Genomic DNA, 25,339 nt, shown 5'->3' on the forward strand with positions numbered 1-25,339 from the left:
GGTCTAGAGTAATCTTTGGTGTGATTTTTCTTTCTCCTTTGTGTAATTTAGAAAGAAAAAATTACTTGTCGTTTAGTTTCAAATATCAAATCATGATTAGATCGGTTTGTATTGTATTGATAAGTCTGCTATCCCGGCACGCCGTAGCCCAACAGGCCTGGATAAGAATTAATCAATTGGGATATGCAGGCAGTGATGTAAAAGTGGCCGTACTGGTTGCTAAGGAGCAACGTTCTTTAACACACTTTACTCTGGTAGATGCCGGTACAGGCAAATCGGTTTGGTCCGGACCCTTATCGTCAAGCGGGGCTTATGCAGCGTTTCAGCAAAGCTGGCGACTTGACTTTTCATCATTCAGCAGAGAAGGTGTTTATTACCTGGAAGCCGGAGGGGTGAAGTCTCCCGGGTTTCGGATACAAAATAGGGTATATAACGGAACCGCCGATTTTATTTTAAAGTACATGAGGCAGCAACGAAGCGGTTATAACCCCTTTTTAAAAGATAGCTGTCACCGGCAGGATGGCTTTATTGTGTACCATAAAGACCGCTCCAAAGATTCCACCTATATAGATGTTTCCGGTGGCTGGCACGATGCGTCTGATTATTTACAATATCTCCCTACATCAGCCAATGCAACTTATCAAATGCTTTTTGCTTACACACAAAACCCTCAAAGTTTCTCAGACCATTACGATGCCCGGGGCAATGAAGGTGCTAATCAGATTCCTGATATCATCGATGAGGCCAAATGGGGTTTGGATTGGCTGGTAAAGATGAACCCGGGCAAAGAAGAATATTATAACCAGTTGGCTGATGACCGGGATCATTCGGGGCTGAGACTTCCTACGCAGGATAGCGTGAAATATGGTCCAGGCAAGGGATTGTCCAGGCCTGTTTATTTTATAACCGGGCAACCACAGGGGGGGAAATATAAAAATAAAACAAAAGGAGTAGCATCTTCTGCGGGCAAATTTGCCTCGGCTTTTGCTTTGGGTGCTATTGTGATGAAAGAGTTTTATCCTGCATTTGCCCGGACGCTCATTGCAAAAGCCAAAGACGCTTATGCTTTCGGCCGGCTTTATCCGGGTAATACGCAAACCTTATCTGTGAAAGCGCCTTATATTTATGCCGAAGACAATGATGCCGATGATATGGAGCTTGCAGCGCTTTCGATATATCAGCTAACGAAGCAAAAAAAATACCTGGATGAAGCGATACAGTATGCAAGGGTGGAGCCGGTTACCCCATGGATGGGTGCTGATTCGGCAAATCATTATCAATGGTATCCTTTTGTAAACCTGGGGCATTACTGGGGCGCCCGGCTGGATCCCGATCACAGGGATGAATATATTTCTTTTATGAAACAGGGTATCGATAAAGTGGTGGCGCGCGGTAAAGGAACTCCTTTCTTAAACGGGGTTCCGTTTATCTGGTGCTCTAACAACTTGGTTGCAGGCATTTTAACTCAAATGCATTTGTACAAAAAGCTAACCGGTGATCAACGTTATAGCATGCAGGAGGCGGCATTGAGGGATTGGTTACTGGGTTGCAATCCCTGGGGAACCAGTATGATCTGTGATTTGCCGGAAACGGGAGTAGCTCCTAAAGATCCGCATTCGGCTTTTACTTATTTATATAAGTATAAAATCTCCGGAGGCCTGGTGGATGGTCCTGTATATGGCAGCATCTGGAATAAGCTGATCGGTATAAAGCTATATGCAGAAGATGAGTTTAAAGAATTTCAATCCAATCTCGTAGTTTACCATGATGATTTTGGCGATTATTCTACCAATGAGCCAACTATGGACGGAACGGCAAGCCTGAGTTATTATTTGTCGTCATTACAGGATAATAGGAATCTAAAAGAAGTACGTGATGCTGAAGGAGCCGTTATCAAACTCAATCCGGACAAGAAGAAAATTTATTTCCTTTTTTCTGCACATGAATTTGGAGAAGGCGGTACCAGAATATTAGATGCATTGAAAGCGAACGGGGTAAAAGGCAGCTTTTTTCTTACGGGCGATTTTATACGTAATAAGGTTTTTAAAAATATCGTTCACCGGATTGTTCGCGAAGGTCATTATCTGGGTTCACATTCTGATCGTCATTTGCTATATGCTGACTGGAATAAAAGGGATTCTTTATTGGTAACCAGGGATTCATTTCAGTGTGATTTGGACCGGTCTTTGTTGGAATTGAAAAAGGTTGGTGCAGGTAAGGGGCGTTGGTATTTACCACCTTATGAGTGGTATAATAAAGAAACGGTGCGATGGTGTAAGACGAATGGACTTGAGGTGATCAATTTTACACCTGGCACAGGTACTAATGCAGATTATACATGGCCGGATTTGTTCAATTATCGCAGTAGTGATAGCATACAGCGGAAGTTATGGGAACGGGAGCAGCAGCAGGGCTTGAACGGGAATATGATTTTGGTCCATTTAGGTACAGATCCGCGCCGGAAAGATAAGTTGTACAATCATCTGACGGAGATGATTATTTACCTTAAGAAAATGGGTTATTCTATAGCGCGATTACCCTGAACGAAAAAAAAGTTTGATTTTATTTCAAAAAAGTTTGGTGCAATGGTATAGGGTTTCTATATTTGCACTCCCAAACGGGAAAACAAGAGGTTGTCCCACCGGACTCCTTAGGAGATTTCGTAGCTCAGTTGGTAGAGCACAACACTTTTAATGTTGGGGCCCTGGGTTCGAGCCCCAGCGGAATCACAGAAAAGCGCATCGCAGGATGCGCTTTTTTTATGCTCTTTTTTTACTGCTCCGGTCTGCGGGGGATCAGGGATCAAGTTGAATATTGGGGAGGTGTAGGATCAGGCATAAATTTTCGCTAATCGAAAAAGGAAGAAGTTGTTATCTCTGACGCCTCTTGGGGAAGCTCTGAAAGCTTTAGCCAGCTTAACACCGCTAAATACAAAGGGGCATTAAGATAGTACCCGATAATTTTATAGATCGTTACCTGTTGTAAAAGAAGCTTTCAGAAGCGATGCTACTTTTTCCTGTAAAACAGGCACCAGATTTTCCTTAAACCAACTATTTTTCTTTTGCCAAATATTGTTTCTGGGTGAGGGGTGCGGCAAAGGAATATAATGGGGCAGGTACGCTTTATAATTTTTTACTGTCTCTGTTAAGGTGATTTTAGTATGGCTTTTTAGGTAGTAGCCCTGGGCATATTGCCCGATCAATAAAGATAGTTTCACCTCTGTCATTAATCTTAAAACCTTCTCATGCCATAAGGGTGCACATTCCGGCCTTGGGGGAAGATCTCCTGAATTCCCGGTGCCCGGAAAACAGAAACCCATGGGGATAAGCGCAAAGATCTTTTCATTATAAAATATTTGTTTATCAACCCCAAGCCATTCTCTTAAATTATTGCCACTGGCATCATCCCATGGAATGCCACTACTTTGAACCTTTTGACCTGGAGCCTGACCTATTACTACAATTTTTGAAACTGCGCTCGCCTGGATAATCGGCCTTGGTGTATTGGGCAAAAAATCTTTACAAACAGTACAATCTCTAATCTCTGCAAGTATTTTGTCCATTTTATGATGTATAAAAAACAACCTGAATCAAAACTGCTGGTATGAAATTATTGATTTAATTGGTTCGGTTGGCAATTTCTTTATAAATGCCGATATCAATGAAGTGTTGTTCAAACGGGGCATATCTTTTTTGTCATTCTTCCGGGTTATACCGGCATGAAGAAACAGCCCCCGCTTTATAGAACAAGGGGCCGTTTGCTTCGCGGGTGTTTATTTCATTATTCGCCCTCAGCTATGTCCTGCTTTTGCGATTTCCGGGTTCTAACGGGTGTGCCATCCATCTTTACGATTTTAGGTGTAAAGCGTCCAACGATATCTACTAATGCCTTTTGCCCTTTCATCACTTCTTCAATATCCTTATAGGCAAAAGGCGCTTCGTCCAAACCGCCGCCCAGCAAGGTGACATTGTGTTTTACCAGTTCATCCCTCAGCTGTTTTTCCGTAATACTTTGCATGGCCTTGGTACGGCTCAGCTTTCTGCCCGCGCCATGCGAGGCAGAGTTGATAGATGCTGCTTCACCTTTACCCTTTACGATAAAACCTGGTGCCGTCATGCTGCCCGGTATAATGCCCAGCACGTTTTTACCGGCCGGTGTGGCACCTTTACGATGTACAATCACTTCTTTACCGTCCAGTATTTCCTTCCAGGCAAAATTGTGATGGTTTTCTACCATCTTTAAAGGTTTGCGACCCAGTTGCTTTGCTATTTTATCATGTATGATATGGTGACAGGCCGATGCATAGTCGCCTGCCAGGTTCATGGCCAGCCAGTATTCCTGTCCTTCAGCTTCAGCCATGTCCAGCCACGCCAGGTTTTTCGCTTCCAGCGGTAAACGTCTTTTGCTGACTGCCACTTTGGTATAGTGATTGGCGATATTAGACCCAAGACCTCTTGATCCTGAGTGGGAAAGCAGTCCGAGGTATTGCCCTGCCGGTAATTGCAGGATGCCATCCGTTTCGGCAATGCTTACCTCACCAAATTCAACAAAATGATTGCCGCTTCCACTGGTACCCAGTTGTTTCCAGGCCCGTCCATGTAATTGCTTTAACAAAGGCAGTAAGCCAAAGGCTTCATGATCCATCACTTCGTGATCAGCGGCCTGTTTAAACTGGGCGCCGCTACCAAATAGTGTCGCTTCATTGATCTCCCTCGCGAAATAATGCTCGCGTTGCACCAGCTCCTGGGGGTTGATGTCAAAAATGCTCAGGCACATCCTGCAGCCAATATCCACGCCCACGCCGTAAGGGATCACAACGTTTTCAGTTGCCAGTACGCCTCCAATAGGCAGCCCGTAGCCGTGATGGGCATCGGGCATCAGTGCACCCGCTACTGCTACCGGCAATTTAGCCGCCGTATACATTTGGTGCATGGCGCCTTCCTCTATATGTTCCTGTCCGAAAATATTAAATTGGATACCTGTTTGATTCAGCGAAATGCCATTGTGCTCTAACTCTTGTTGAGGCAACAGTTGATTAGCAATGACACCTAATATTTCATCAGTACTATAGTCTTGCGGTGAAGCCAGAATGCTGCTTAAAACGGCCAGCGCTGTTTCTTTGCTTTCATGTTTGTATGCTTTTTGCATAATATTCATAGCGATCGAAATAACGGGCCCTTCGGGATAACCGATATTTCTTAATTCCTTTCCGGTTAAGCTTAATTTGCTCATAAAATGTTTTTTTGAGCGGGATTCTATCCCCTCTGTTTGATAATGTAAAATTGTAGTATAACTGTGCAATGTTTTTGCACAGTTTGTATTTTTATGGGCAACTGTTAACTTATGTTGCCGGTGTTGTTCGATATGTAGTTATAGTACACGCATAGCGGAGATTGATACAGAATTGGCGATTAGGTAACCCTGCGTCTATGTTTATTTCTTAAGAACATTCAATGCCGATAATGTGCCGTCAAAAGATGTTATAAAATAGCGTATAAAACATCCGACACTATAGCATCGGATGTTGTCTTATTTTGGGGCCACAAAGATCTGTTTTAACTGTTCCAGCAAAGCGCCATTCCCATTTACGCTGATATTGCTGATCTTGTCAGCAATTTTTTCAACGTATTCCAGTTCCTTCAGCTTCCACAGCACTGCATTTTCTTCCATTAGCTTTGCCGTGTTTAACAGGCTTCTCGTACTGGCCGTTTCTTCCCGCCTGGTAATGGTGTTGGCCTGTGCTTTCTTTTCAGCTACCAATACCTGGTTCATGATCTCTTTCACATCGCCTGGGAGGATGATGTCCCTGATGCCAAAGTTTAGTACTTCAACACCCAGCGCAAATGCTTGTTGAGTAACAGCGCTCATTACAAAGGCTCCGATAGCTTCTTTCTTTTCCAGGAGCTCATCAAGGCCATAGCCGGAAATGTATTCACGCAACGCGAGTTGAAGCGCTACATATAATTGCTTATCGTAGTCTTTGTTTTGCAAAATAGCTTTCTCAATATCAGCAACCCTGAACTGGGCCCAGGCATTGATACGTAAAGCTGCCTTATCTTTGGTTAAAATTTCCTGCCCGTTGATCTCAAGCTGTTGTTGCCGGCTATCGACCCTCGCAATAAATACGGGAACCGCATTTTTCCACCAATAGTATACACCGCTGTCGAGCCGGCTGTTGTATTGGCCATCTACAAACAGCACCGCCTTTTCAAAGTTTTCAATGGTTACAGTTCTTACGAAAGGTTGCACCAATGCGTGTTGCAGCAGGCTTCTGTCTATATCGGCTGGAATATCTAAAACGGCAGTATTTACTTTTAGAAAGCTATAGTTAATAGCAATGGTTTTCCAGAAGGCGTATTCTCCCGCTTTTAAAGCAGCTTTCAATAAGCCGTTTTCAAATTGCAATACTAGCTCCTGGTCTTTTACCGTAAATACTTCCAGCATTGCTGCCAGCTCATCATCCTGTAACAGGAGGTTTAAAGCAATAGGTGGATTGAATACGCCCTGCCGGTTGTAAATGGTAACAGTTTCGTTCCATAACCAGTATGAGCCTTCAGTAATGAGGCGCTGGTACACGCCGTTCCTGAATACAAGACCCGTTTGATAGGCGTTGATTTTTACCCTTTTCATAATATATTGTTTTTGGTTTTAAACATTATTAATATCAGTAGGCATTCCAGGCGGCAACCGATACACAGCGGAGAAAAACGAACTGAGATTTCAGATCATGCGGTTCTTCAAAAATTGCTGCAACGGCCGAATTGCTACATTTTATAAAAAAGCGAATGCCATTCAAATCAGGTCAGCTTTCCTGCAGGCTTAGTACCGGTGGAGGCTATAACTTTTGCTCTACGAAATAGCCTCCGGCCGCCTGGCGCTTTACTGAACGCATTGATAAAGCAGTGCGTGCTGCTGTTTCCAGATTTTCAGTCTGGTGTTCTGCCATTGAACCATCCGAACTCATCGGAACGGGATTCGAACCCGTATAAAAGTCTGTTGCTCTACCTGGTTGAGCTACTTCGTACAAAACGAAGGGGGGAGTCGAACCTCCAACACACAGATCCTGGCGCTATACTTCGTGTATCCATAACAGCATACAGAACGTTACTACGCCTGCACTGTGCTGCCTGCAATACAGCTACCTGGTTTATGCATACCGGAGCAATAGCTTGTTTTGCCTTCCGGCTATATGTTGATCAAAGAACTTTTTTGTTGTTGCTAAACAAAGATTTATGTAGAACTGTGCAATCATTTTGCACAGTAAAAAATTATTCTTTATTTTTCTGAAAATTTCTTTCATGCCTGTTAACAGAAATGCTTTGATCCGTTATCGCACCATCGATAAATGTCTCCAAAACCGTCGTCGTAAATGGACGATTGAAAACCTGATGGATGCCTGCTCCGATGCCTTATACGAATATGAAGGCATCGATAAACCGATCAGCCTGCGTACCATCCGGATGGACCTCAACGCGATGCGGAGTGATAAGCTCGGATATAATGCGCCGATTATTGTTGTCGATAAAAAATACTATACTTATGAAGATCCGGGTTTTGCCATCACTGATATTCCTCTTACAACCCAGGATTTGGGTGTGTTGCAGGAAATATCCCAACTGCTCCGACAGTTTAAAGGTTTCAGTCATTTTGATGAAATGAATGACATGCTGTATAAACTGGAGGATAAGATCTATAGCGAGCACCACGATCAGCATGCCATTATTGATTTCGAAAAGAATGAGCAACTTACCGGCATTGACTGGCTGGATCCTTTACACAAGGCCATCATTAATAAACAAACCATTAAGCTCACCTATCAGTCCTTCAAAGCCCGGCAGGCAGCAGATATCGTACTCTACCCTTATTTATTGAAAGAGTACCGCAACCGCTGGTTTTTATTGGCCATGAACCGAAAGGGTAAGGAGATTGCCACATTTGCATTAGACAGGATGCAGGCTATTACTGTACTGCCTGGTGAGCCTTATCGTTTGCATCGCAGTTTTCATCCACAGCTGTACTTTAAGGATATTGTTGGTGTAACCCGCAATATAGGAGATAGTCCCATCAAAATTACTTTTTTAACCAATGCTGTTCAGGCACCTTATATTAAAACCAAACCTATCCATGCATCTCAAACTATTGTGGAGCACACCAAAGATGGTATCATATTTTCCATTACGGTAATTCCCAATTTTGAACTGGAACGCGAACTGATCGGTTTTGGCGAAGGTCTTACTGTTCTGAGCCCGCTTTTTTTTGTTCAGCGAATTAAGAAGAAAGTAAAATTGCTGTATGATAACTATTTTGCAGAAACCAATGAATGATCAGTAATAGAGATCGAGATGCCACGAATGCACTAATATGTCTGAACGGTTGTGACATGCTCCGGGCTTTTCTTTCGAAATGCAGCTCTAAATTACTTCGATCGTCCTGTATAGGCAATTTTCGAAGTGTCAATTCCTGGCGTCTTAGCGACCTGGCGGTTAAGGGCTGTTTGTTTTTGATCCGCTCATTCTAAATCCAATTACCTTTTTATCTTCAACTGGTTCGGCTTACTTAATACTATTGCCAGCTATCAGCAGGAGATCGCATAGCCGCCGTATCATGCGGCTCATGCTGATCTTTCGCTGCTGATGTTTTACATGATGTTTTCATCAGGTTGTCAACGGAGCTGTACTTCGGCCGGGTGTCTGTTGTCCTCGTGCGTTGCAGAAGACATAGGCGTTGCTTCATCCCAATTTTCTTTTCTAAATATTATTTTTAACAGATGATAGATAGTCATCACAATTATTAAATACATCATAATATTTGTTTTTAAAACAAAGAACCCGATCTGAAACAGACCGGGTATACTCAATGATAGGTATATGAACTATCACTTTGAAGGAGGAATCCGGTACTGTAATATATTATTGGGTTTTATGAAGGCAAAGCATGTCCGTTCATCAGTAGAATATACTGTTGTGCCAGCTTCATAAAAGCTATAACTGTTGTGTCGGGTATTATTGTTTCGGGGTTTACATAAAATCATTTTTAAATTCTTGTTTTTAATTTGCCGGGCAGAAAAAAGCCCCGCCTGTTGGGGCGGGGCCTGTGTATTTTCAATGCTTTTCGTTAATAAAACGCATGATACATCAATACCCCAGCCCCACTGTAGCCCAACGGGCTAAAGCATTTCGCTGAATTGACATGTATTGTGCGTTGCATTGTTATTGTTTTTATTTGCTGAGCAAAGGTTAAATAAATTTTTGAAAATCAAATAACGTCCAGAAACTTTTCTTAAAAGTTTTTTCTTAATACTGTAAAGAAGAAAAGGTAACCTTAAGTATTAATATTTTTTTCAGTTAATGAAACAAAGAGTGACTTAAGATACCGGTAGCAGGCAATGGACGACTAGCCCGCAAGAGATCTTTTTACAAATTCCCGTTTCGATTTAGATACCGGAATTCTGGTATTGTTGCGTAACAGTAAACTGGCCCCGTCTTCTTTCAACAGGCTTTTAATGTATTTGGGATTGACCAGATGTGTCTGGTGACAACGAATGAAGCCACGCGGTGAAAGCAGTTCATCATATTCTTTAAGCGGCCGGGAGACCAATATTTTTTCGTTGTTGTTCAGGTAGAAAAGAACATAAGAGTTTTGCGCTTCACAATGCATAATATCTCCAAGCTCTACATAACGCGTTTCTGTGAATAATGGAAGGGCGATGCGCTGAAAGCCCCGATCGGCATTTTTCAACTGGTTGATCAAAAAATCGACCTGGGAGACGCGCTGTTTCTCCAATGCTCTTTTGCGAACTTTTTGTACAGCAGTCAATAACTCTGACGCGTCAACGGGTTTCAGTAAGTAGTCCAGCGCTGCATACTTGATGGCTTCTATGCCGTATTGGTGATAGGCCGTTACAAAAATAACTTCAAACGACCGGGGGGTTACCCTATTCAGAAAGTCAAAAGAGGTTTCGTTTCGTAGTTGTATATCCAGAAATACCAGGTCCGGCTGATATTCCTGTGCCAGCAACACTGCATCGTGGACGTTGCCAGCCGATCCTTCAATGTTAATTTCAGGGAAGTTGCTGTTGAGTAGCCTGGACAGGGTTTCTACGTTATGATATTCGTCATCGATGATAATTGCTTTCATGCCAGCCAGTCATTTAAAGTGATTTGCACAAGCGTTCCTTTTTTATCGGTACTGACAGATAGATGGATCGGAGTGGTTTTGTAAATATCATTCAGCAGGCTGATCCTGTTTTCAGATAGCATTGATCCTTTACCTGTTGAGGTACCGGGTGTATAGCCCTTCCCATTGTCGCGGATACTGATCAATATGTCGGACCCACTTTTTTCAAATTGAATGGCGATGTTACCATCAGGTACAGATGAAACGCCATGCTTTACGGCATTCTCTGCAAAAGGTTGGATTAACATTGCAGGGATTTCGGTATTAATGGCGTCCATGTCTCCGCAGGTTTCAATAATATAGTGGAAACCAAATCGCATTTGTTCCATTTGTAAATAGTCATCAAGCAGCTGTTTCTCATCTGCTAAAGATATAAGTTCCCGTTCTGAATCATTTAAAATTTTTCTTGAAAGCCTCGAGAACTTAGCCAGGTATTTATCTGCCGCAGCAGTATTATTTTTCTGCAAAAGGTTTTGTATCCCCGAAAGCGCGTTATAAACAAAATGGGGGTTTAGCTGCGCCCTTACTAAATCCAACTTGAGACGACTTTCTTTCGCAGATTGTTCCTCATATAACAGGCGGGCTTTTTGCCTTCGTTTCCGGTAAAGAAGCATAATAATAAAAGGAACGGACAGCAATCCCAGGGCGCTCAATACGACCATCACCCAATCTTGCAAGCTACGGGTGTGGAGCACCGTGTAGTTAAGCGTGACGCTTTGGTCGCGAAAAACATGTGCGAATCTGGTTGAAGATCCAGGTTGCAGAAATCCGGGTATAACGGCCACCCGGTACTTTCCTGGTCTGCTAAGATGCTCCAGGGGGATAGGTATCGTATAGAATGATGATCCTATGTTCACCGGTAGTTCTTTCAATAGTGAATGGGGACGGGAATTGCTGGTGTTGATCTGTTCCCACTGCCGGTTTAGTGAAATAGAATCGTCGGTTCCCTGGTAGTTGCGAATAATAAATGCGTGATACAGCGTCGGCTCATTGTCAGTAGCGAGGATTAGTTGCCCGGAACGGATATCCTGCTGTTCATTCAGGTCAACAGTTTTTAATGTTTTCGATACAAGTGGTTTAATATCGGTGTATGCCGAGCTGTCCGGCTGATGCATAATTTTTTTTGAGGGCTTGTAAAAGTGGTAGAAAGCAGCAACGGAGGGGCGGGTTATCAATTTCGTACTCACGATTTGGGTTAGCAGGCTTTCGGGATCATTAATATGATAAGCCTGCAGGTACAATACCTTGTTGTTACAGTCAACCGGTGGCAGGAATATATTGGTTTGATAGGAACCGTCCCGTTCGTTTTGCCTCACCGTCCTTCCCTTTACCCGTTGCCAGTTAGCGGTTGCGGCGCTATCCTTTTCGAAAACGCGAAAACGTATGTCTTCGATCTTCACGTTGTGATTGACCGACAGCGATATATTAATACGGCTTGTATTGAGAAAGTAAACAATATTTACCTGCCTGGAAAGTCTGTTGACAGGGTAGTAGTAAGTAGTGCTGTCGTCGGCAGTTGATACAGATAGTCTAAATATCCAGCCCCCGTCCGGCTTCTGTGCAGTTACGCTGCCATATAGCAGCGGCTCCTTATTTTTCATCACGGTTGGGTAATGCACCATTGTCTGTGCCTGGGTTACCAGACTATACCAGATCATTGAAAGCAGGAGTGATAGATGTCGTTTTTTTTTCATAAAATATTTTGGACGAAACTATCATCCGGGAGATCTGTACACAACCAATAACTTGTAGTTGCTTTGTTTGAGTCAGTATTTGGGTCCATTGGGTTGATAGCTGATGCGTCTGGCGTGATTTTTATGTTTTGTGGTACTCATCGTTGCTGGCTTGAAATTTAAGATACTATCTATATAAATATCAACCATTTAATCATAAAATTCCTGTAAATATTTGTAAAGATTTTGTTGTAACGGGATTCAGCTTTAATTTTCCTGTTTTCGAACCGAATTAATAACAGATGAAATATAAAATTTTGATGTTCAGATACTGCCTGCTTCTTGCAACTGCATTATGGGTGAACAGCCTGTCTGCACAAAATGTGGTGAATCAACTGGAAAGTTATGCAACTAAATTCAGTCCGGAGCGGGCCTATCTGCACTACGATAAATCCTCTTATTCACCGGGTGAAACGATATGGTTTAAAGCTTATGTATTGAATGAAATCAGTCCGGCTACTGATAGTAAGAACTTTTATATAGACTGGATTGATGAAAAAGGAAAGATTCTGCAACATACGGTAGCTCCCCTTGTAGATGGCCTTACCAACGGGCAATTTGATATTCCTGCGGAGTATACAGGGCGGTCGTTATCGGTAAAAGCTTATACCAGCTGGATGCTCAATTTTGATTCTTCTTTTCTTTATCGCAAGACAATTAATATTCTCAATAAAGATTCTATAAAGTCGATTCAAAAACCGGTGGTAAAACCCGTGCTTGACTTTTTCCCTGAAAGCGGTGATCTTTTAGCTGGAGTTCCCAATAAAATTGCATTTAAAGCTATTGATCAATGGGGACGCCCGGTTAAAATTAAAGGTGTGGTTGCCGGTGGCGATGGGAAAGTTATCGATAGCCTCCGGACACAGCATGATGGAATGGGCTTTGTGTTGCTGAGTCCCTCTGCAGGTTCGGCTTTTACTGCCCGGTGGAAGGATGAGCAAAACAAGGAATATACTACGCCGCTCCCCGAGGTTAAAAAAAGCGGCGCTCATTTGGAGGTAAAAGTGGCGCCTGGCAAAAGAGAATTCAAAGTAAACCTGTCACCCGATATTGCAGCAGCCTCGGACAGCGTTTATTTGGTTGGTACGATGTTTCAGCATCCTGTATTTACCATTGCTAAAGCAACAAAAAGTGATATCGTGGGTATTGTACCTACCGCTAATCTTCCCTATGGTGTATTAACTATCACGGTGTTGGATAAAAGCTGGAAGCCATTGGCTGAACGCATTACCTATATTGATAACAATGCTCCCTATATTTTTAAGCCAGAAATGGAAGTGGTTCGTTGGGGATTGAGTTACCGGGCCAGGGACGAAGTCAGAATAACGGTTCCGGAGAATGTTGCTTCTTCACTATCTGTATCCGTAACGGACCTTAATATTGATGCGGATACCAGTGATAATATTTTATCGACTTTAATGCTGACCAGCGAACTGAAGGGTAAGGTGAATAATGCGGCGTACTATTTTACCAATCCCTCTGATGAAAAACAACAGAAGCTGGACCTGGTAATGCTTACCAATGGATGGCGCAGGATCAATTGGCAGCAGATCGCTTCCGGCGTTATTCCCAAAGTTATTTATCCAAGAGATACCTCGTATATGTCTTTATCGGGTACTATAACAGGCATCGTGCCGGGGTCTATAGGAGATGGCGCTGCTGCGATGATGATCCTTACGCAAAAAGATCAGCAGAATAAAATGTTGCTGGTACCGGTGCAAAGAAATGGTACGTTTAATGACCCATCGGTTATACTTTTTGACACCGCCCAGGTTTATTACCAGTTCCAGGATAAAAATCTTAAGGGAGCTACCGCACAGTTCTTGCCCAACAAGCTTAGAACGCCGCCTGTTGGTAAGTTCAATACTCACTCATTATTTCCTGATACGACCGGATTATGGCGACACTTACTGCTCGCTGCGGAATTGAGTGATAATATACGCAAAAGCAAGTATAAGGAACTGGAAGCGGTAACAGTTCAGGCCAAGGCTAAACCTCTGATCGATCAGATGGACGAAAAGTATTCCTCCGGCTTATTCAGTGGTGGTGATGCAATTCGTTTTGACCTAATTAATGACAAGTTTGCAATGGTGGGAGATATCTTTACCTACCTGCAGGGCAAAGTAGCAGGACTGCAGATAACGGGACAAGGTGCGGGAGCCTCCCTGAGCTGGCGTGGCGGCAGCCCACAAATTTATGTAGATGAAATGCCTTCTGATATCAGTATGGTATCGTCCATTAATATTACAGACGTAGCGTTTATAAAGGCTTTTCGCCCGCCATTTATGGGCGGATTTAATGGAGGCAATGGTGCAATTGCCATTTATACAAGAAGGGGTAATGATGTGAAACGGGAGCCGGGTGCCGGCATACCCAGTGCGAGGGTAGAAGGGTATACCAATATCCGTGAATTTTACTCGCCCAAATATTTAACGCCAGAACCCGCTCCGGGAGCGGACCGGGATGTGAGAACCACATTGTATTGGAATCCTAATGTAACCATTGATCCCCGTACTAAACAGGCGGTGATCTCATTCTATAATAACGATGTAACAGACGCTTTTAGAGTAGTGATACAGGGCATGACCGCTGATGGCAAAATTGCTTACCTCGAAGAAAGAATGGAATAAGTTTGTTTGAATTAAATTGAACCATAAACAGGAAGTCCCGGTAACTTAAATTGCCGGGACTTTTTTAATCATCTTAAAATCAGTTAAGGTAATAATTCAACGCCGTCCAAAACAATAGATTCCGCGTTGATTCCCAGGCTGATGGAGCCCGCATAGTCGTAGTTGTACGGTGAGTAAGACTCTGATATACTGGATATGATTGCTTTTTTTAGCAAGGTTTCTTTTTTAGCTTCTTTCCCATAATTATCGGTCATGGTAACCAGGATATCGTAGCTGGCTTTTTTGTTTTTGAGGGCCAGTAGCAGATCCTTTTCAAGCTTAAGGGGTGTAACAGAATAGTAAATATATTTTTTGGGTGCGTAAGAGCTATCCTCCACATAAACCTCCCTGTTGATACTATAGCTGGAGGACGCCAGTGCTGTTTTGACGGTTTTACCATTGAACGAGAAGCTCATTTCAATGGAATAGCGTTTTTCGTTCTGCGCCCATAAACCTGGGCTCCACAATGTTACAAGAATCAGGATAAGACCTAAGGTAAACTGTTTTTTCATTTGTCTATATTTAATATGAGTAATAGAACAACGAAAATATATTTTTCCCGTTTAGCATCTCAATCTTACTACCTTTGAATATATTTAATTTTTATATGAAGAAAATTTTATTAAGTCTAAGTCTGGGCTTATCTTTTGCAGTGTCTGCTCAAACCACCACTGCTATTATTAAAGGGACCTTAAAAAATATAAAAGAGGAAGTGCCTTTCCTGTTTTATTCTTACCGGAACGGTGACGATGTGGTAAGAGATAGTGTGCCAGTTAAAGATGCCATGTATACCATATCGGCAGAGGCCGAAATGCCTTTAATGGTGAACCTTTCTATTATCAGTCCTTCAAAAAGAGGAGCCAGTAATAGTACCGCTTCAATATTTGTAGAAAAGGGCGTGAATACCGCGGTTTCCATTGATTCTTTTTCAAATATCTCTGTGAAAGAATCCAAAGCTAATGCTGAGTATTCAAAACTTAAATCGGATATCAAGCCTTTTCAAAAGCAGATGCGTGAGTTGACAGCAGAATATCCTAAATACCGGGAGGCCAATGACACCGCTGCTATGAGAAAAGTAGAAGAGGGGTACGAAGTCCTCCAGAATCAAATGAATGAAGAGGTATATGGAGCCTATGTTAGAAAGAATCCTTCATCCCCTGTTGCATTATACGCGCTGGGGCAGTATGCCGGATATGATATTGACGTTGCTAAAATTGAGCCCTTATACAACACGCTGCCGGCAGCTGCCCGTGGTACTGCAGCAGGACAGCGCTTTGGCAAAAAGATAGCTATCGCCAAAGCAACAGCCATTGGAGCTATAGCTCCCGAGTTTTCTCAAGCCGATACATCGGGCAAAATGGTTTCGCTCGCATCATTCCGCGGCAAATATGTGCTGGTAGATTTTTGGGCCAGCTGGTGTGGGCCCTGTCGTGCCGAAAATCCTAATGTAGTAGCAGCATTCGATAAATATAAAGACAAAAACTTTACCGTGCTGGGTGTTTCCCTGGATGATGAAGAAAGAGACGGGCAAAAAAAATGGTTAGCAGCTATTGCCAAAGATCATCTCACCTGGACGCATGTTTCCGATTTGAAGTTCTGGGACAACGCAGTAGCCAAACAGTATGGTATACAGGCTATTCCTCAAAATCTTTTACTGGATCCGTCTGGTAAGATCGTAGCTAAAAATATAAGAGGAGAGGAGCTACAGACGAAGCTGGAGGAGCTAATTAAATGATGTTAGCGACAAATTTTAATAATGGCCCCCTGATATGGGGGCTTTTTTGTGCCCGATTTTATGCAAACGATTGATCAGTTTTTTGTACTGAAGCATCAATAAATTTGTTGAAGCCCCAACAAATTATTTTATGATTAAGCTACTGTCATTTTGCTGTTTATCGTTTTTGATAAGTGTTGTTCACAGCCAGCCTGTGCTATTGCCTATAGGTGGTAATGCCTGGACCTTAGATAATTCCAATAGCCTGCGGATCAGGAATAATGGAATTACCCGCTGGCAGGAGGATAATGCGGGCTTTGCAGCTTATATACGGGTAACTCGGCCCGGATTGGTAAAAGTTGGGCTGGAGACGGATAAGCTGTCGTCAGCTTCGCAATTATGGGTTTCCATTTCAGGAGACACTAAAACGATAACTGTTAATGATAAGGATACGGTGCATTGGGCAGGAGAGTGGGTATTGAAAGATAGCGGCTATGTAGCTATCTTGGTAAGAGGGCTTAAAAAAACAGGAACTGAGTATCCTGTTGTTAGGGCACTGAAGCTGGAGGGCACTGCCATAACCAACCAGGCAAGTTATACCAAAAACAACGACGGAAATTTTTTTCATTGGGGCAGAAGAGGACCTTCCGTGCATATGAATTACCAGTTACCAAAGGGCGTCGACGCGGAGTGGTTCTATAACGAAGTGACCGTTCCCAAAGGTAACGATGTGCTGGGTTCTTATTTCATGGCGAATGGATTTGGCGAGGGGTATTTTGGCATGCAGGTAAACGGGCCTTTAGAAAGAAGGATATTGTTTTCGGTATGGAGTCCTTTTCATACGGATGATCCCAAAGCTATTCCGGAAGACCAAAAAATAAAGATGTTGAAAAAAGGAGATGATGTGTATACTGGTGAGTTTGGAAATGAAGGATCCGGTGGGCAAAGTTTTTTAAAATATAACTGGAAAGCTGAGGATACACAAAAATTTTTACTTCACGTAAGGCCCGATGGAGCGTCGCATACTATTTATACGGCTTATTTTTTCGATCAGGAAAAAAATAACTGGAGACTGGTGGCCAGCTTCAGAAGGCCAAAGCTAGCTACCTATTTAAAGCGTCCTCACTCGTTTCTGGAAAATTTTAATCCGGATATGGGTAATATAGAGCGTAAAGTGTTTTTCGGTAACCAGTGGGTGCTCGATACAAACGGCGAATGGCACGAACTTACTAAAGCTACTTTTACCGCAGACAATACGGCCCGGATAGGATATCGTAAAGATTACAGTGGGGGCGCCAATGACCAACGGTTCTTTTTAAGAAACTGCGGGTTCTTTAACGATTATACTCCTTATAATCAGGTTTTCGAGCGAAAGCCAACAGGTAAAAAGCCGCAGGTTAACCTGGAGCAACTGCCATAAACCGTATTTTTCTACTCCTCGTTATTAAAGTACAGCTTATAAAAACGGCCCTTATCGTCTTCGCCATGTTCAATCATTTCGCGGTTGCCATGAATATAGATATGAAAGTTTTTGTCGAGCTTGATCACACTTTTATAAGCGCGGTTCTGGCTTTTTACAGCGGCAGGTGAAATAGAAAAGTTTTCGGCGATATCTATATCTCTTTCGGCTGCATAATGTTGTTTGTATTTGTCAAAGCTTTCAATAAAGTCCTGGTGATGCAATACTTCATTATTGAAAGTTTCCTGGTCGAAATGTTGTTTCTCCTTAAAAAAAGCCATGCTGCGATTGAGCATGTCGGCCTGGTCGGCCTTGGTTACGTTGTATTGCTCGGGTAAATGCTCTACAACATAAGTTTTGTAGAGCGCCATGGTGTTTTCGGTATTGAAATATTGATCCTGCCTTTGCTGTATACGTAAGAAACTATCCGTCCAGTAGCGGGCTTCAGCCGATTTGCTCTTGGTATCCACCACCGAAACGATAAAGCCGTTTTCCCGGTCGGTATTATAGATCATACAGCCTTTATCCAGCTTGTTAATATTAATTCCCTGTTCGCTTTCCATTTCAAATGCGTCCTCAACAGGAAACACTTTTAAGAAAGGTTCTTTCTGCTCTGATTTAAAGATTCCAATTGCATCTACCGTTTCGCCGTTCAGCAAACCTTCCCTAAAGTAAACCACGTACAGCTCACCACCTTTAACATTGGGGTGATTACCCAGGTTATATAAATGCTGTGCCAGCTGTTTCGACTGTAAAAGCGTTTGCTCGGGGTTGTCGAATATGGAGCAAACCGATTTCCATACGTCATTATTGCTGATATGTCCTTCACTGAAGAACTGGAAGTATTCCTCCGATTTAAAAGGCGTTAAAAAATACTTGATCAGCAAATCTTTTACTTCCGGGTCAAGCACCAGTTCTTTTTTGGAAAGGGTTAAATATTCCCCTTCAGACTCGTTACCAACATTATGAACGGCGATATGGGTAATAGAACTTCCTTCGAAATACTGCATGTGGTCTTATTTTAAAGGGCTGCAAGGTAAAGAAATGTTGGGAAGTTGAGTAGCAACAATGAGAGCTGATAAGTTAAAAGATTAACAGGTCTTCCATAATGGCACCAACCTCATATCATTTTTTAGTTTTACACGAAAAGATGTACTATTTTAGAAGAGCCATAGATAGCGAGCCGCTTTATATAGTCTTTGCTAAAAATCAATATATGAAACGCAGAAAATTTCTTCATTCTTCTTTTGCGGCTGCCGCAGGTGTTACAACAATCGGCGCACATGCATCAACCGGCAAAGAGGCCGCAGTATTAAAGGAAGTATATGAATGGCGCGAGTACGAACTACAATTTGGCGCCGATAAAAGTTTGCTGGAGCAATATTTAAAAACGGCATTGATACCGGCATTCAATAAATATGGAGTAAAGGCGGTGGGGGTATTCAAGGAGTGGAAGGAGGCTGAGCCAGCCAGGCTTTTTATACTGATTCCTTATTCTTCTGCTGAAAGCTACTTTTCCGTAAATGCCATGGTTAAAAAAGACCCGGATTATATTAAGAACAGCACTGCCTATAACAATGTACCGGCTGGCAAACCCCTATACAATCGTTTTACTTCCTCCCTGATGGCCGCTTTTGATGGCTGGCCGCACATGACTGTACCGGCGGGTGTATCCCGGATATTTGAATTAAGAACCTATGAGGGGTACAGTGAAGATGCGGTAAAAAGGAAAATAAAGATGTTTCATGACGGCGAGTTTCCCATTTTTAAAAGGGCAAAACTGAACCCGGTGTTTTTTGGTGAGGTAATTGCGGGCGACAGGTTACCCCGTCTTACCTATATGGTTACCTGTAACAATATCGAAGAACGCGACAAAGGATGGGGCACTTTTGTGGCTGATCCTGAATGGAAAAGGTTGATAACCGACCCGCAATACGCAAATACCATTTCAAAGATCAGCAATGCTTTTTTGGTACCCACACCCTATTCCCAGGTATAGCCGGCCTGCGGGCTTTGAGCCTGCAAGGGGTTGTCATAAAGCCAGCTATTAATAGCATTCCTGTCATCTTATTTTATCGTACCTTTGCACGCCTCCAAAGAGGTTTTAGAATATGAAGCATATTAGGAATTTCTGCATTATTGCACATATCGACCATGGTAAAAGTACCCTGGCGGACAGGCTTTTACAGCAAACCAATACCATTAGCGACCGGGAGATGATGGACCAGGTATTGGACGATATGGACCTGGAGCGCGAAAAAGGCATTACCATTAAAAGTAAGGCCATCCAGATCAATTATAAATCAAAAGCAGGCGAAGATTATACGCTGAACCTGATTGACACCCCGGGCCACGTGGATTTTAGCTACGAAGTGAGCCGTGCGCTGGCAGCCTGTGAAGGTGCTTTGTTGCTGGTGGATGCAACGCAGGGGATTCAGGCTCAAACAATTAGTAATTTATACCTGGCTATTGATAATGACCTTGAAATTATCCCTGTCATCAATAAAATTGATATGGATGGCGCGATGATCGAAGAGGTAAAAGACCAGATCATTGAGCTCATCGGCTGTAAGCCGGAGGATATTTTGTTGGCCAGCGGTCGTACAGGATTAGGAATTGAGGAAGTGCTGGAAGCTATTGTTGATAGAATTCCGGCTCCTGAAGGAGATGAAGCAGCGCCTTTACAGGCATTGATCTTTGACAGCGTATTTAATAGTTTCCGTGGTATCATTGTGTATTATCGTATTCTGAACGGGACTATTAAGAAGGGCGATAAAGTGAAATTTGTAAGCACCGGACAGGAATATGAGGCAGATGAGATCGGTATCTTGAAATTGAAGATGACCGAGAAGAAAGAAGTTCGTGCCGGTGATGTAGGATATATTATTACTGGTATTAAAAATGCGAAAGAGGTAAAGGTAGGGGATACCATTACTTTAGCATCAAACGCTAACCCCGAACAAATCAAAGGCTTTGAAGAGGTGAAACCCATGGTATTTGCGGGTATTTACCCGGTTAACACCGATGAATTTGAGGAGCTGCGCGACTGTATGGATAAACTGCAGCTGAACGACGCTTCTTTAACTTTTGAGCTGGAAACATCGCAGGCGCTGGGCTTCGGTTTCCGGTGTGGATTCTTAGGAATGCTGCATATGGAGATCATCCAGGAGCGCCTGGAACGTGAGTTCAATCAAACCGTAATCACTACGGTACCCAACGTAAGTTTTATTGCTTACACCACGAAAGGAGAGAAAATTACTGTGAATAACCCGTCAGAGTTTCCTGATCCGGTTAAAACAGACCGTATTGAAGAGCCGTTTATCAGGGCACAGATCATTACCAAGCCAGAATACATCGGTAATATTATGACGCTTTGCCTGGGTAAGCGGGGCTTTCTCATTAATCAAAGCTACCTGACTACCACCCGTGTAGAGCTGGTTTTTGAGATGCCTTTAACGGAGATTGTGTTTGATTTCTATGACAAGTTGAAGTCTCAAACAAGAGGTTATGCCTCTTTTGATTATCACCCGATAGGATACCGTGATAGTGATATTGCCAAGATGGACATATTACTCAACAATGAGAAAGTAGATGCTTTAAGCGCATTGATTCACCGCAGCCGTGCACATGAATTTGGTCGTAAGCTTTGCGAAAAATTAAAAGAATTATTGCCACGCCAGCAGTTCCAGATCGCCATACAGGCAGCCATTGGCGCGAAGATCGTGGCGAGGGAGAATATCTCTGCAATGCGTAAGGATGTAACCGCAAAATGTTATGGTGGTGACATCAGCCGTAAGCGTAAATTACTGGAAAAGCAGAAAGAAGGTAAAAAGCGTATGCGCCAGATTGGTAACGTAGAAGTGCCGCAGGAAGCGTTTTTAGCGGTATTGAAGCTGGATGATTAGTGTGGATAGTTGAAAGGTTAATCAGTTGACTGGTTGAAAGGGAAAATTTCCAGCCTTAAATTTCAAACTTTAAACTTTTTCTTTACTTTTGCGACCCTTAGTTCCTATATATCTTCAACTTTGAATCTTAGTTAAAGAAAAGAAGTATTTGAAGTCGGGGGGGTGGGAAAGAGTTCTTAAAAAGATTGATACAATAAATGCCCGGGTGGCGATCCCGATAATTCGGGAGGTAGACGCAGGAAGTAACCATTTACTGTTGTCTCAAGTCACCCAATAAAATGCCCGGGTGGCGATCCCGATAATTCGGGAGGTAGGCGCAGGAAGTAACCATTTACTGTTGTCTCAAGTCACCCAATAAAAATGCCCGGGTGGCGATCCCGATAATTCGGGAGGTAGACGCAGGAAGTAACCATTTACTGTTGTCTCAAGTCACCCAATAAAAATGCCCGGGTGGCGATCCCGATAATTCGGGAGGTAGACGCAGGAAGTAACCATTTACTGTTGTCTCAAGTCACCCAATAAAAATGCCCGGGTGGCGAAATTGGTAGACGCACTACCTTGAGGTGGTAGCGCTGCTAACGCGGCGTGCAGGTTCGAATCCCGTCTCGGGCACAAGCCTTTCCAACGAAGTTGGAGAGGCTTTTTTATTTTGAAACGTCAAAAGCTTGCTTTTGAAAGCAGGAAAAATAAAAAAGCCTCCGCACGGCAGTGGGGGAAAGGCTTGAGTAAGCCCCTCGTGAGTATTAGGGATCATGAAATAATCCCGGTTGAGTTGAGATATCATTTTGAAACGTCAAAAGCTTGCTTTTGAAAGCAGAAAAATAAAAAAGCCTCCGCACGGCAGTGCGGGAAAGGCTTGAGTAAGCCCTCGTGAGTATTGGGGATCATGAAATAATCCCGGTTGAGTTGAGATATCATTTTGAAACGTCAAAAGCTTGCTTTTGAAAGCAGAAAAATAAAAAAGCCTCCGCACGGCAGTGCGGGAAAGGCTTGAGTAAGCCCCTCGTGAGTATTGGGGATCATGAAATAATCCCGGTTGACTGAGATGTCATTTGAAGCGTCAAAAGCTTGCTTTTGGAAGCCGGAGAATAAAAAAAGCGCCGTTCATTCTGGTCCCAATGCTTTTAAGAATGACACGCTACCCTTTAATTAATCTCATCAATTTTCACGTCGTGAGGATTGGGTGCGCCTTTTCCGTTTTCAAGAAGATCTTTTAAGCTCATCAGGAAGATAGCCCATTTGGTACTGCAATGATGCATAAATTCCGTAACTTCTTTCCAGCCCTCATGTTTAAATAGAACAACGATATAATCATCAGCCTGCTTTAATTGCCAGCTGATCACGGATCCTATCCATTGCGGTTCCCCGGCAATAACTTCCCATTGAACCAGTTCTGTGCTAAGTGTCTTTACCCGCATGTCAAAGCCCCCTGCTGCAAAACGGAAAGCGATGGTTCCATCTACTTGGCCCGGGTTGCCACTGGTGTCTTCCGTCCACCAGCCCCTGAGCCCCTCCAGCGTTGCAAGGGCGTTGTATACTAAGTTAATGTCTGTAACTTTTACTGCAATACGATGTAAGATGTCTGCCATAACAATTGTCTTTAATAATTTATAATGATATAGGCAAAACTACATGGGGCTGTTCAGACCGTGGATACCCGAAATGGACATCTTGGCGGGCTGATTTGGACAATCAGCAGCACTACCAAGGATAATTTGCGGGTGATTAAAATATAGAACGCTCTTTATTGTACTTGCTCTTATATTCCAGTGGTGATAAGCCGGTGATTTTCCTGAATATTTCTCGGAATGCCTTCATGTCTGCATATCCAACTTCATACATCACTTCACTGATCGTTTTCCTGGTAGATTCCAGTGCTTTTTTGGCGAACTCTATCTTCACGCGTTGCAGGTATTCCAGCGGTGTATTACCTGTTGCTTTGATAAACCTCCTGTCAAAATTCCTGCGTCCGACAGCGTACTTTCTCGATAAGGCTTCAAAGGAAATCTTTTCGTAGTAGCAGCTTTCAATATATTGCTGTGCTTGTTGCACAACAGGGTCATCATGTGACTTTTGCCCGTTAAAGATGACGAAGTCAGACTGAGAGTGCCGGTCAATATCGATCTGGAAGATCTTGGAACAGTATACCGCGGTAGCCCGGTCGTAGAATTTTTCAACCAGGTATAAGATCAGGTTCAGGAAGGAGTAACCACCGCCGTTGGTATAAATCCCGTTTTCGTCGGTGATCAGCTTTTCAGTTTGTACCCTTACCTTCGGAAAAAGACCTTTGAAATGATTGGCCGTGTTCCAGTGTAATGAGCAGCTTTTCTGGTCCAGGAGCCCGGTGGAAGCGAGCAGGTAAGCGCCTGTGCACATGCACGCGAGCTCGGCTCCCTGTTTGTATTGCTGCGTCATGAATTTTACCAGCGGTTCGTTCTCTTGGGCCAGCCCATTAAAATCAGGCGCCACCGCAGGTATGATGATCAGGTCGGTTCCTTTGATATCAGCAACATTACATTGCGGCATGATCTGCAACATTCCCTTTATAAATTGGGATTGGGTTGCAACACCCGCCAGTTGAATGTCAAAGACAGGCTCCTGTCCGTGCTCCCTGCGGTAGTTATTAGCTCCCGAAAAGATATGATAAGCGCCGATAATACAGGAAATAGTATTGGGACCTGCCTGCGTATCCGGTACCAGTATGGTCAGATGCTTGCTCATAATGGATTACTTGATTTACAAAGCTAAACCTTTGTGTTGTCCAAAACAACCCCCGACAATGTCTGAAATGCTCCTGTTTGCGGTTCCTTTTGGCTATACCTTTAGGTCAAAATAAAGTATAATGAGTATTTTATCCTTTACCACTACCCCCGCAATTCATCACCGCCTGCTGATTGAAAAATCGCCCGACATTGTATATGCAGCGCTGACCACACAGGACGGATTATCAGGCTGGTGGACACCGGATACTATCGCCCTTCCCAAAGTAGGATCGGTATCGCGGTTCAGCTTTGGTCCGGACTATTACAAGGAACTTGAGGTGGCTGATCTGGTACCCGGAAAACTGGTTCAATGGCGTTGCCTGAAAGGTTTTGACGATTGGTTGGGTACGGTAATTACCTTTGAGCTGGAGAGGCATCCGAAAGGAACAGTTATTTTGTTTCACCATGAGGCATGGAAAGCCTATTCCAAAGAGTTCGCTTCCTGCAGTTTCGATTGGGCGCTATTTTTACGGAGTTTAAAGCATCTTTGTGAAATAGGTAAAGGCTATCCTTACCCTGACTTTAATAAAGTTTAAAAGATATATATACCGGATCGATCCCCATGAAGGTGTAGCTGCCGTTTTATTGGCCTGATTTGAAGCAGGATCTGGTTACCTGTGAAAAGTTGAAAGTAGGTATGGACAAGTATAGATATTTATATCTGTCCACAACTTTGTTGCACCTGCCAACAGATGGATATCGGTTGGGGACCTGATGTCTTCTGTGATTTTTCACCAGCATGATTTTTGAAGAACTTATTAAATTTGTAACGCACTTCAAAAGCCTTCTAAATGAAAATGAATCTAAACCCTATCCGTTCTAAAAAGGACTGGATAACCCCTGAAACCACAGAAAATCATATGAACGGTAATGGTGGTGGCGGCCCCGATTTTGCCAGCGAGCTTCCTAATGGCTCGTGAA

Annotated in this window: 19 protein-coding genes and 2 tRNA genes; 11 read left to right on the forward strand and 10 right to left on the reverse strand. The window is 43.2% G+C overall.

Annotated features, from left to right (window positions below):
• Positions 1 to 92: 92 nt before the first annotated feature.
• Both U0035_RS19110 and U0035_RS19115 read left to right on the forward strand, forming a co-directional pair.
• Positions 93 to 2,543 (forward strand): bifunctional glycoside hydrolase family 9 protein/polysaccharide deacetylase, encoded by a 2,451-nt coding sequence (locus tag U0035_RS19110; protein ID WP_114790548.1) that lies wholly within the window; start codon positions 93 to 95, stop codon positions 2,541 to 2,543.
• A gap of 113 nt (positions 2,544 to 2,656) precedes the next feature.
• A tRNA-Lys gene (locus U0035_RS19115) sits at positions 2,657 to 2,729 on the forward strand.
• 233 nt (positions 2,730 to 2,962) lie between these two features.
• Here the strand turns inward: U0035_RS19115 and U0035_RS19120 are convergent.
• The 3 genes from U0035_RS19120 to U0035_RS19130 form a co-directional block, all read right to left on the reverse strand.
• Positions 2,963 to 3,562, reverse strand: a complete 600-nt coding sequence (locus U0035_RS19120; RefSeq protein WP_114790549.1) for a uracil-DNA glycosylase family protein — start codon at positions 3,560 to 3,562, stop codon at positions 2,963 to 2,965.
• Between the two features lie 218 nt (positions 3,563 to 3,780).
• A complete protein-coding gene (locus U0035_RS19125; protein ID WP_114790550.1) occupies positions 3,781 to 5,232 on the reverse strand; it encodes an RtcB family protein in 1,452 nt (483 codons plus the stop codon).
• A 297-nt stretch (positions 5,233 to 5,529) separates the two neighbouring features.
• Positions 5,530 to 6,630 carry a slipin family protein gene (locus U0035_RS19130; protein ID WP_114790551.1) on the reverse strand — a complete coding sequence of 367 codons (1,101 nt, stop codon included), beginning with the start codon at positions 6,628 to 6,630 and terminating at the stop codon, positions 5,530 to 5,532.
• 668 nt (positions 6,631 to 7,298) lie between these two features.
• Between U0035_RS19130 and U0035_RS19135 the strand changes: the two genes are divergently transcribed.
• Positions 7,299 to 8,324 (forward strand): helix-turn-helix transcriptional regulator, encoded by a 1,026-nt coding sequence (locus U0035_RS19135; RefSeq protein ID WP_114790552.1) that lies wholly within the window; start codon positions 7,299 to 7,301, stop codon positions 8,322 to 8,324.
• 338 nt (positions 8,325 to 8,662) lie between these two features.
• On the opposite strand, the gene U0035_RS19140 is transcribed toward U0035_RS19135, so the two are convergent.
• The 3 genes from U0035_RS19140 to U0035_RS19150 all read right to left on the reverse strand — a co-directional run bounded on the left by U0035_RS19140 (position 8,663) and on the right by U0035_RS19150 (position 11,870).
• A complete protein-coding gene (locus U0035_RS19140; RefSeq protein ID WP_162817828.1) occupies positions 8,663 to 8,803 on the reverse strand; it encodes a hypothetical protein in 141 nt (46 codons plus the stop codon).
• A gap of 590 nt (positions 8,804 to 9,393) precedes the next feature.
• Complete coding sequence (locus tag U0035_RS19145; RefSeq protein ID WP_114790553.1) at positions 9,394 to 10,137, reverse strand: LytR/AlgR family response regulator transcription factor; 744 nt, start codon at positions 10,135 to 10,137, stop codon at positions 9,394 to 9,396.
• Positions 10,134 to 11,870, reverse strand: coding sequence for a sensor histidine kinase (locus U0035_RS19150; RefSeq protein ID WP_114790554.1), 1,737 nt, complete (start codon positions 11,868 to 11,870; stop codon positions 10,134 to 10,136). The genes U0035_RS19145 and U0035_RS19150 overlap by 4 nt, the downstream gene beginning before the upstream one ends.
• A 281-nt stretch (positions 11,871 to 12,151) precedes the next feature.
• Between U0035_RS19150 and U0035_RS19155 the strand changes: the two genes are divergently transcribed.
• Entirely contained in the window at positions 12,152 to 14,539 is a 2,388-nt protein-coding gene (locus tag U0035_RS19155) for a hypothetical protein (RefSeq protein ID WP_245957691.1), read from the forward strand.
• Between the two features lie 83 nt (positions 14,540 to 14,622).
• On the opposite strand, the gene U0035_RS19160 is transcribed toward U0035_RS19155, so the two are convergent.
• Entirely contained in the window at positions 14,623 to 15,090 is a 468-nt protein-coding gene (locus U0035_RS19160) for a hypothetical protein (protein ID WP_114790555.1), read from the reverse strand.
• Positions 15,091 to 15,185: 95 nt separating this feature from the next.
• On the opposite strand from U0035_RS19160, the gene U0035_RS19165 reads away from it, so the two are divergent.
• Positions 15,186 to 16,313 carry a TlpA disulfide reductase family protein gene (locus U0035_RS19165; RefSeq protein WP_114790556.1) on the forward strand — a complete coding sequence of 376 codons (1,128 nt, stop codon included), beginning with the start codon at positions 15,186 to 15,188 and terminating at the stop codon, positions 16,311 to 16,313.
• 130 nt (positions 16,314 to 16,443) lie between these two features.
• Positions 16,444 to 17,712 carry a DUF3472 domain-containing protein gene (locus U0035_RS19170; protein ID WP_114790557.1) on the forward strand — a complete coding sequence of 423 codons (1,269 nt, stop codon included), beginning with the start codon at positions 16,444 to 16,446 and terminating at the stop codon, positions 17,710 to 17,712.
• Positions 17,713 to 17,723: 11 nt separating this feature from the next.
• Here U0035_RS19170 and U0035_RS19175 read toward each other — a convergent pair whose 3' ends face one another.
• Positions 17,724 to 18,761, reverse strand: a complete 1,038-nt coding sequence (locus U0035_RS19175) for a nucleoid-associated protein (RefSeq protein WP_114790558.1) — start codon at positions 18,759 to 18,761, stop codon at positions 17,724 to 17,726.
• A 206-nt stretch (positions 18,762 to 18,967) separates the two neighbouring features.
• Here U0035_RS19175 and U0035_RS19180 point away from each other — a divergent pair, with 206 nt between their 5' ends.
• From U0035_RS19180 to U0035_RS19190, 3 genes are all read left to right on the forward strand, one after another.
• Complete coding sequence (locus U0035_RS19180) at positions 18,968 to 19,750, forward strand: NIPSNAP family protein (RefSeq protein ID WP_114790959.1); 783 nt, start codon at positions 18,968 to 18,970, stop codon at positions 19,748 to 19,750.
• Between the two features lie 112 nt (positions 19,751 to 19,862).
• Positions 19,863 to 21,656 carry a translation elongation factor 4 gene (lepA, locus tag U0035_RS19185; RefSeq protein ID WP_114790559.1) on the forward strand — a complete coding sequence of 598 codons (1,794 nt, stop codon included), beginning with the start codon at positions 19,863 to 19,865 and terminating at the stop codon, positions 21,654 to 21,656.
• Between the two features lie 526 nt (positions 21,657 to 22,182).
• Positions 22,183 to 22,268, forward strand: a tRNA-Leu gene (locus U0035_RS19190).
• A 533-nt stretch (positions 22,269 to 22,801) separates the two neighbouring features.
• Here U0035_RS19190 and U0035_RS19195 read toward each other — a convergent pair.
• Positions 22,802 to 23,245, reverse strand: coding sequence for an SRPBCC family protein (locus U0035_RS19195; RefSeq protein WP_114790560.1), 444 nt, complete (start codon positions 23,243 to 23,245; stop codon positions 22,802 to 22,804).
• Between the two features lie 136 nt (positions 23,246 to 23,381).
• The gene (locus tag U0035_RS19200; RefSeq protein ID WP_114790561.1) at positions 23,382 to 24,377 is read right to left on the reverse strand and encodes a GlxA family transcriptional regulator; all 996 of its coding nucleotides are present in this window, start codon (positions 24,375 to 24,377) and stop codon (positions 23,382 to 23,384) included.
• A 121-nt stretch (positions 24,378 to 24,498) separates the two neighbouring features.
• Between U0035_RS19200 and U0035_RS19205 the strand changes: the two genes are divergently transcribed.
• On the forward strand, positions 24,499 to 24,954 hold the full coding sequence (locus U0035_RS19205) for an SRPBCC family protein (RefSeq protein WP_114790562.1): 456 nt from the start codon (positions 24,499 to 24,501) through the stop codon (positions 24,952 to 24,954).
• A 255-nt stretch (positions 24,955 to 25,209) separates the two neighbouring features.
• Complete coding sequence (locus tag U0035_RS19210) at positions 25,210 to 25,338, forward strand: hypothetical protein (protein WP_262510847.1); 129 nt, start codon at positions 25,210 to 25,212, stop codon at positions 25,336 to 25,338.
• Position 25,339: the final 1 nt, after the last annotated feature.

Source organism: Niabella yanshanensis, from assembly GCF_034424215.1.
GTDB lineage: Bacteria > Bacteroidota > Bacteroidia > Chitinophagales > Chitinophagaceae > Niabella > Niabella yanshanensis.

What these genes read in the sequence shown, in the direction of transcription:
- U0035_RS19145 (WP_114790553.1), bottom strand. Translation starts at nt 10,137, where the DNA reads ATGAAAGCAATTATCATCGATGACGAATATCATAACGTAGAAACCCTG.
- U0035_RS19170 (WP_114790557.1), top strand. Translation starts at nt 16,444, where the DNA reads ATGATTAAGCTACTGTCATTTTGCTGTTTATCGTTTTTGATAAGTGTT.
- U0035_RS19125 (WP_114790550.1), bottom strand. Translation starts at nt 5,232, where the DNA reads ATGAGCAAATTAAGCTTAACCGGAAAGGAATTAAGAAATATCGGTTAT.
- U0035_RS19130 (WP_114790551.1), bottom strand. Translation starts at nt 6,630, where the DNA reads ATGAAAAGGGTAAAAATCAACGCCTATCAAACGGGTCTTGTATTCAGG.
- U0035_RS19135 (WP_114790552.1), top strand. Translation starts at nt 7,299, where the DNA reads ATGCCTGTTAACAGAAATGCTTTGATCCGTTATCGCACCATCGATAAA.
- U0035_RS19210 (WP_262510847.1), top strand. Translation starts at nt 25,210, where the DNA reads ATGAAAATGAATCTAAACCCTATCCGTTCTAAAAAGGACTGGATAACC.
- U0035_RS19155 (WP_245957691.1), top strand. Translation starts at nt 12,152, where the DNA reads ATGAAATATAAAATTTTGATGTTCAGATACTGCCTGCTTCTTGCAACT.
- U0035_RS19195 (WP_114790560.1), bottom strand. Translation starts at nt 23,245, where the DNA reads ATGGCAGACATCTTACATCGTATTGCAGTAAAAGTTACAGACATTAAC.
- U0035_RS19110 (WP_114790548.1), top strand. Translation starts at nt 93, where the DNA reads ATGATTAGATCGGTTTGTATTGTATTGATAAGTCTGCTATCCCGGCAC.
- U0035_RS19175 (WP_114790558.1), bottom strand. Translation starts at nt 18,761, where the DNA reads ATGCAGTATTTCGAAGGAAGTTCTATTACCCATATCGCCGTTCATAAT.
- U0035_RS19165 (WP_114790556.1), top strand. Translation starts at nt 15,186, where the DNA reads ATGAAGAAAATTTTATTAAGTCTAAGTCTGGGCTTATCTTTTGCAGTG.
- U0035_RS19180 (WP_114790959.1), top strand. Translation starts at nt 18,968, where the DNA reads ATGAAACGCAGAAAATTTCTTCATTCTTCTTTTGCGGCTGCCGCAGGT.
- U0035_RS19160 (WP_114790555.1), bottom strand. Translation starts at nt 15,090, where the DNA reads ATGAAAAAACAGTTTACCTTAGGTCTTATCCTGATTCTTGTAACATTG.
- U0035_RS19140 (WP_162817828.1), bottom strand. Translation starts at nt 8,803, where the DNA reads ATGATGTATTTAATAATTGTGATGACTATCTATCATCTGTTAAAAATA.
- U0035_RS19200 (WP_114790561.1), bottom strand. Translation starts at nt 24,377, where the DNA reads ATGAGCAAGCATCTGACCATACTGGTACCGGATACGCAGGCAGGTCCC.
- lepA (WP_114790559.1), top strand. Translation starts at nt 19,863, where the DNA reads ATGAAGCATATTAGGAATTTCTGCATTATTGCACATATCGACCATGGT.
- U0035_RS19205 (WP_114790562.1), top strand. Translation starts at nt 24,499, where the DNA reads ATGAGTATTTTATCCTTTACCACTACCCCCGCAATTCATCACCGCCTG.
- U0035_RS19120 (WP_114790549.1), bottom strand. Translation starts at nt 3,562, where the DNA reads ATGGACAAAATACTTGCAGAGATTAGAGATTGTACTGTTTGTAAAGAT.
- U0035_RS19150 (WP_114790554.1), bottom strand. Translation starts at nt 11,870, where the DNA reads ATGAAAAAAAAACGACATCTATCACTCCTGCTTTCAATGATCTGGTAT.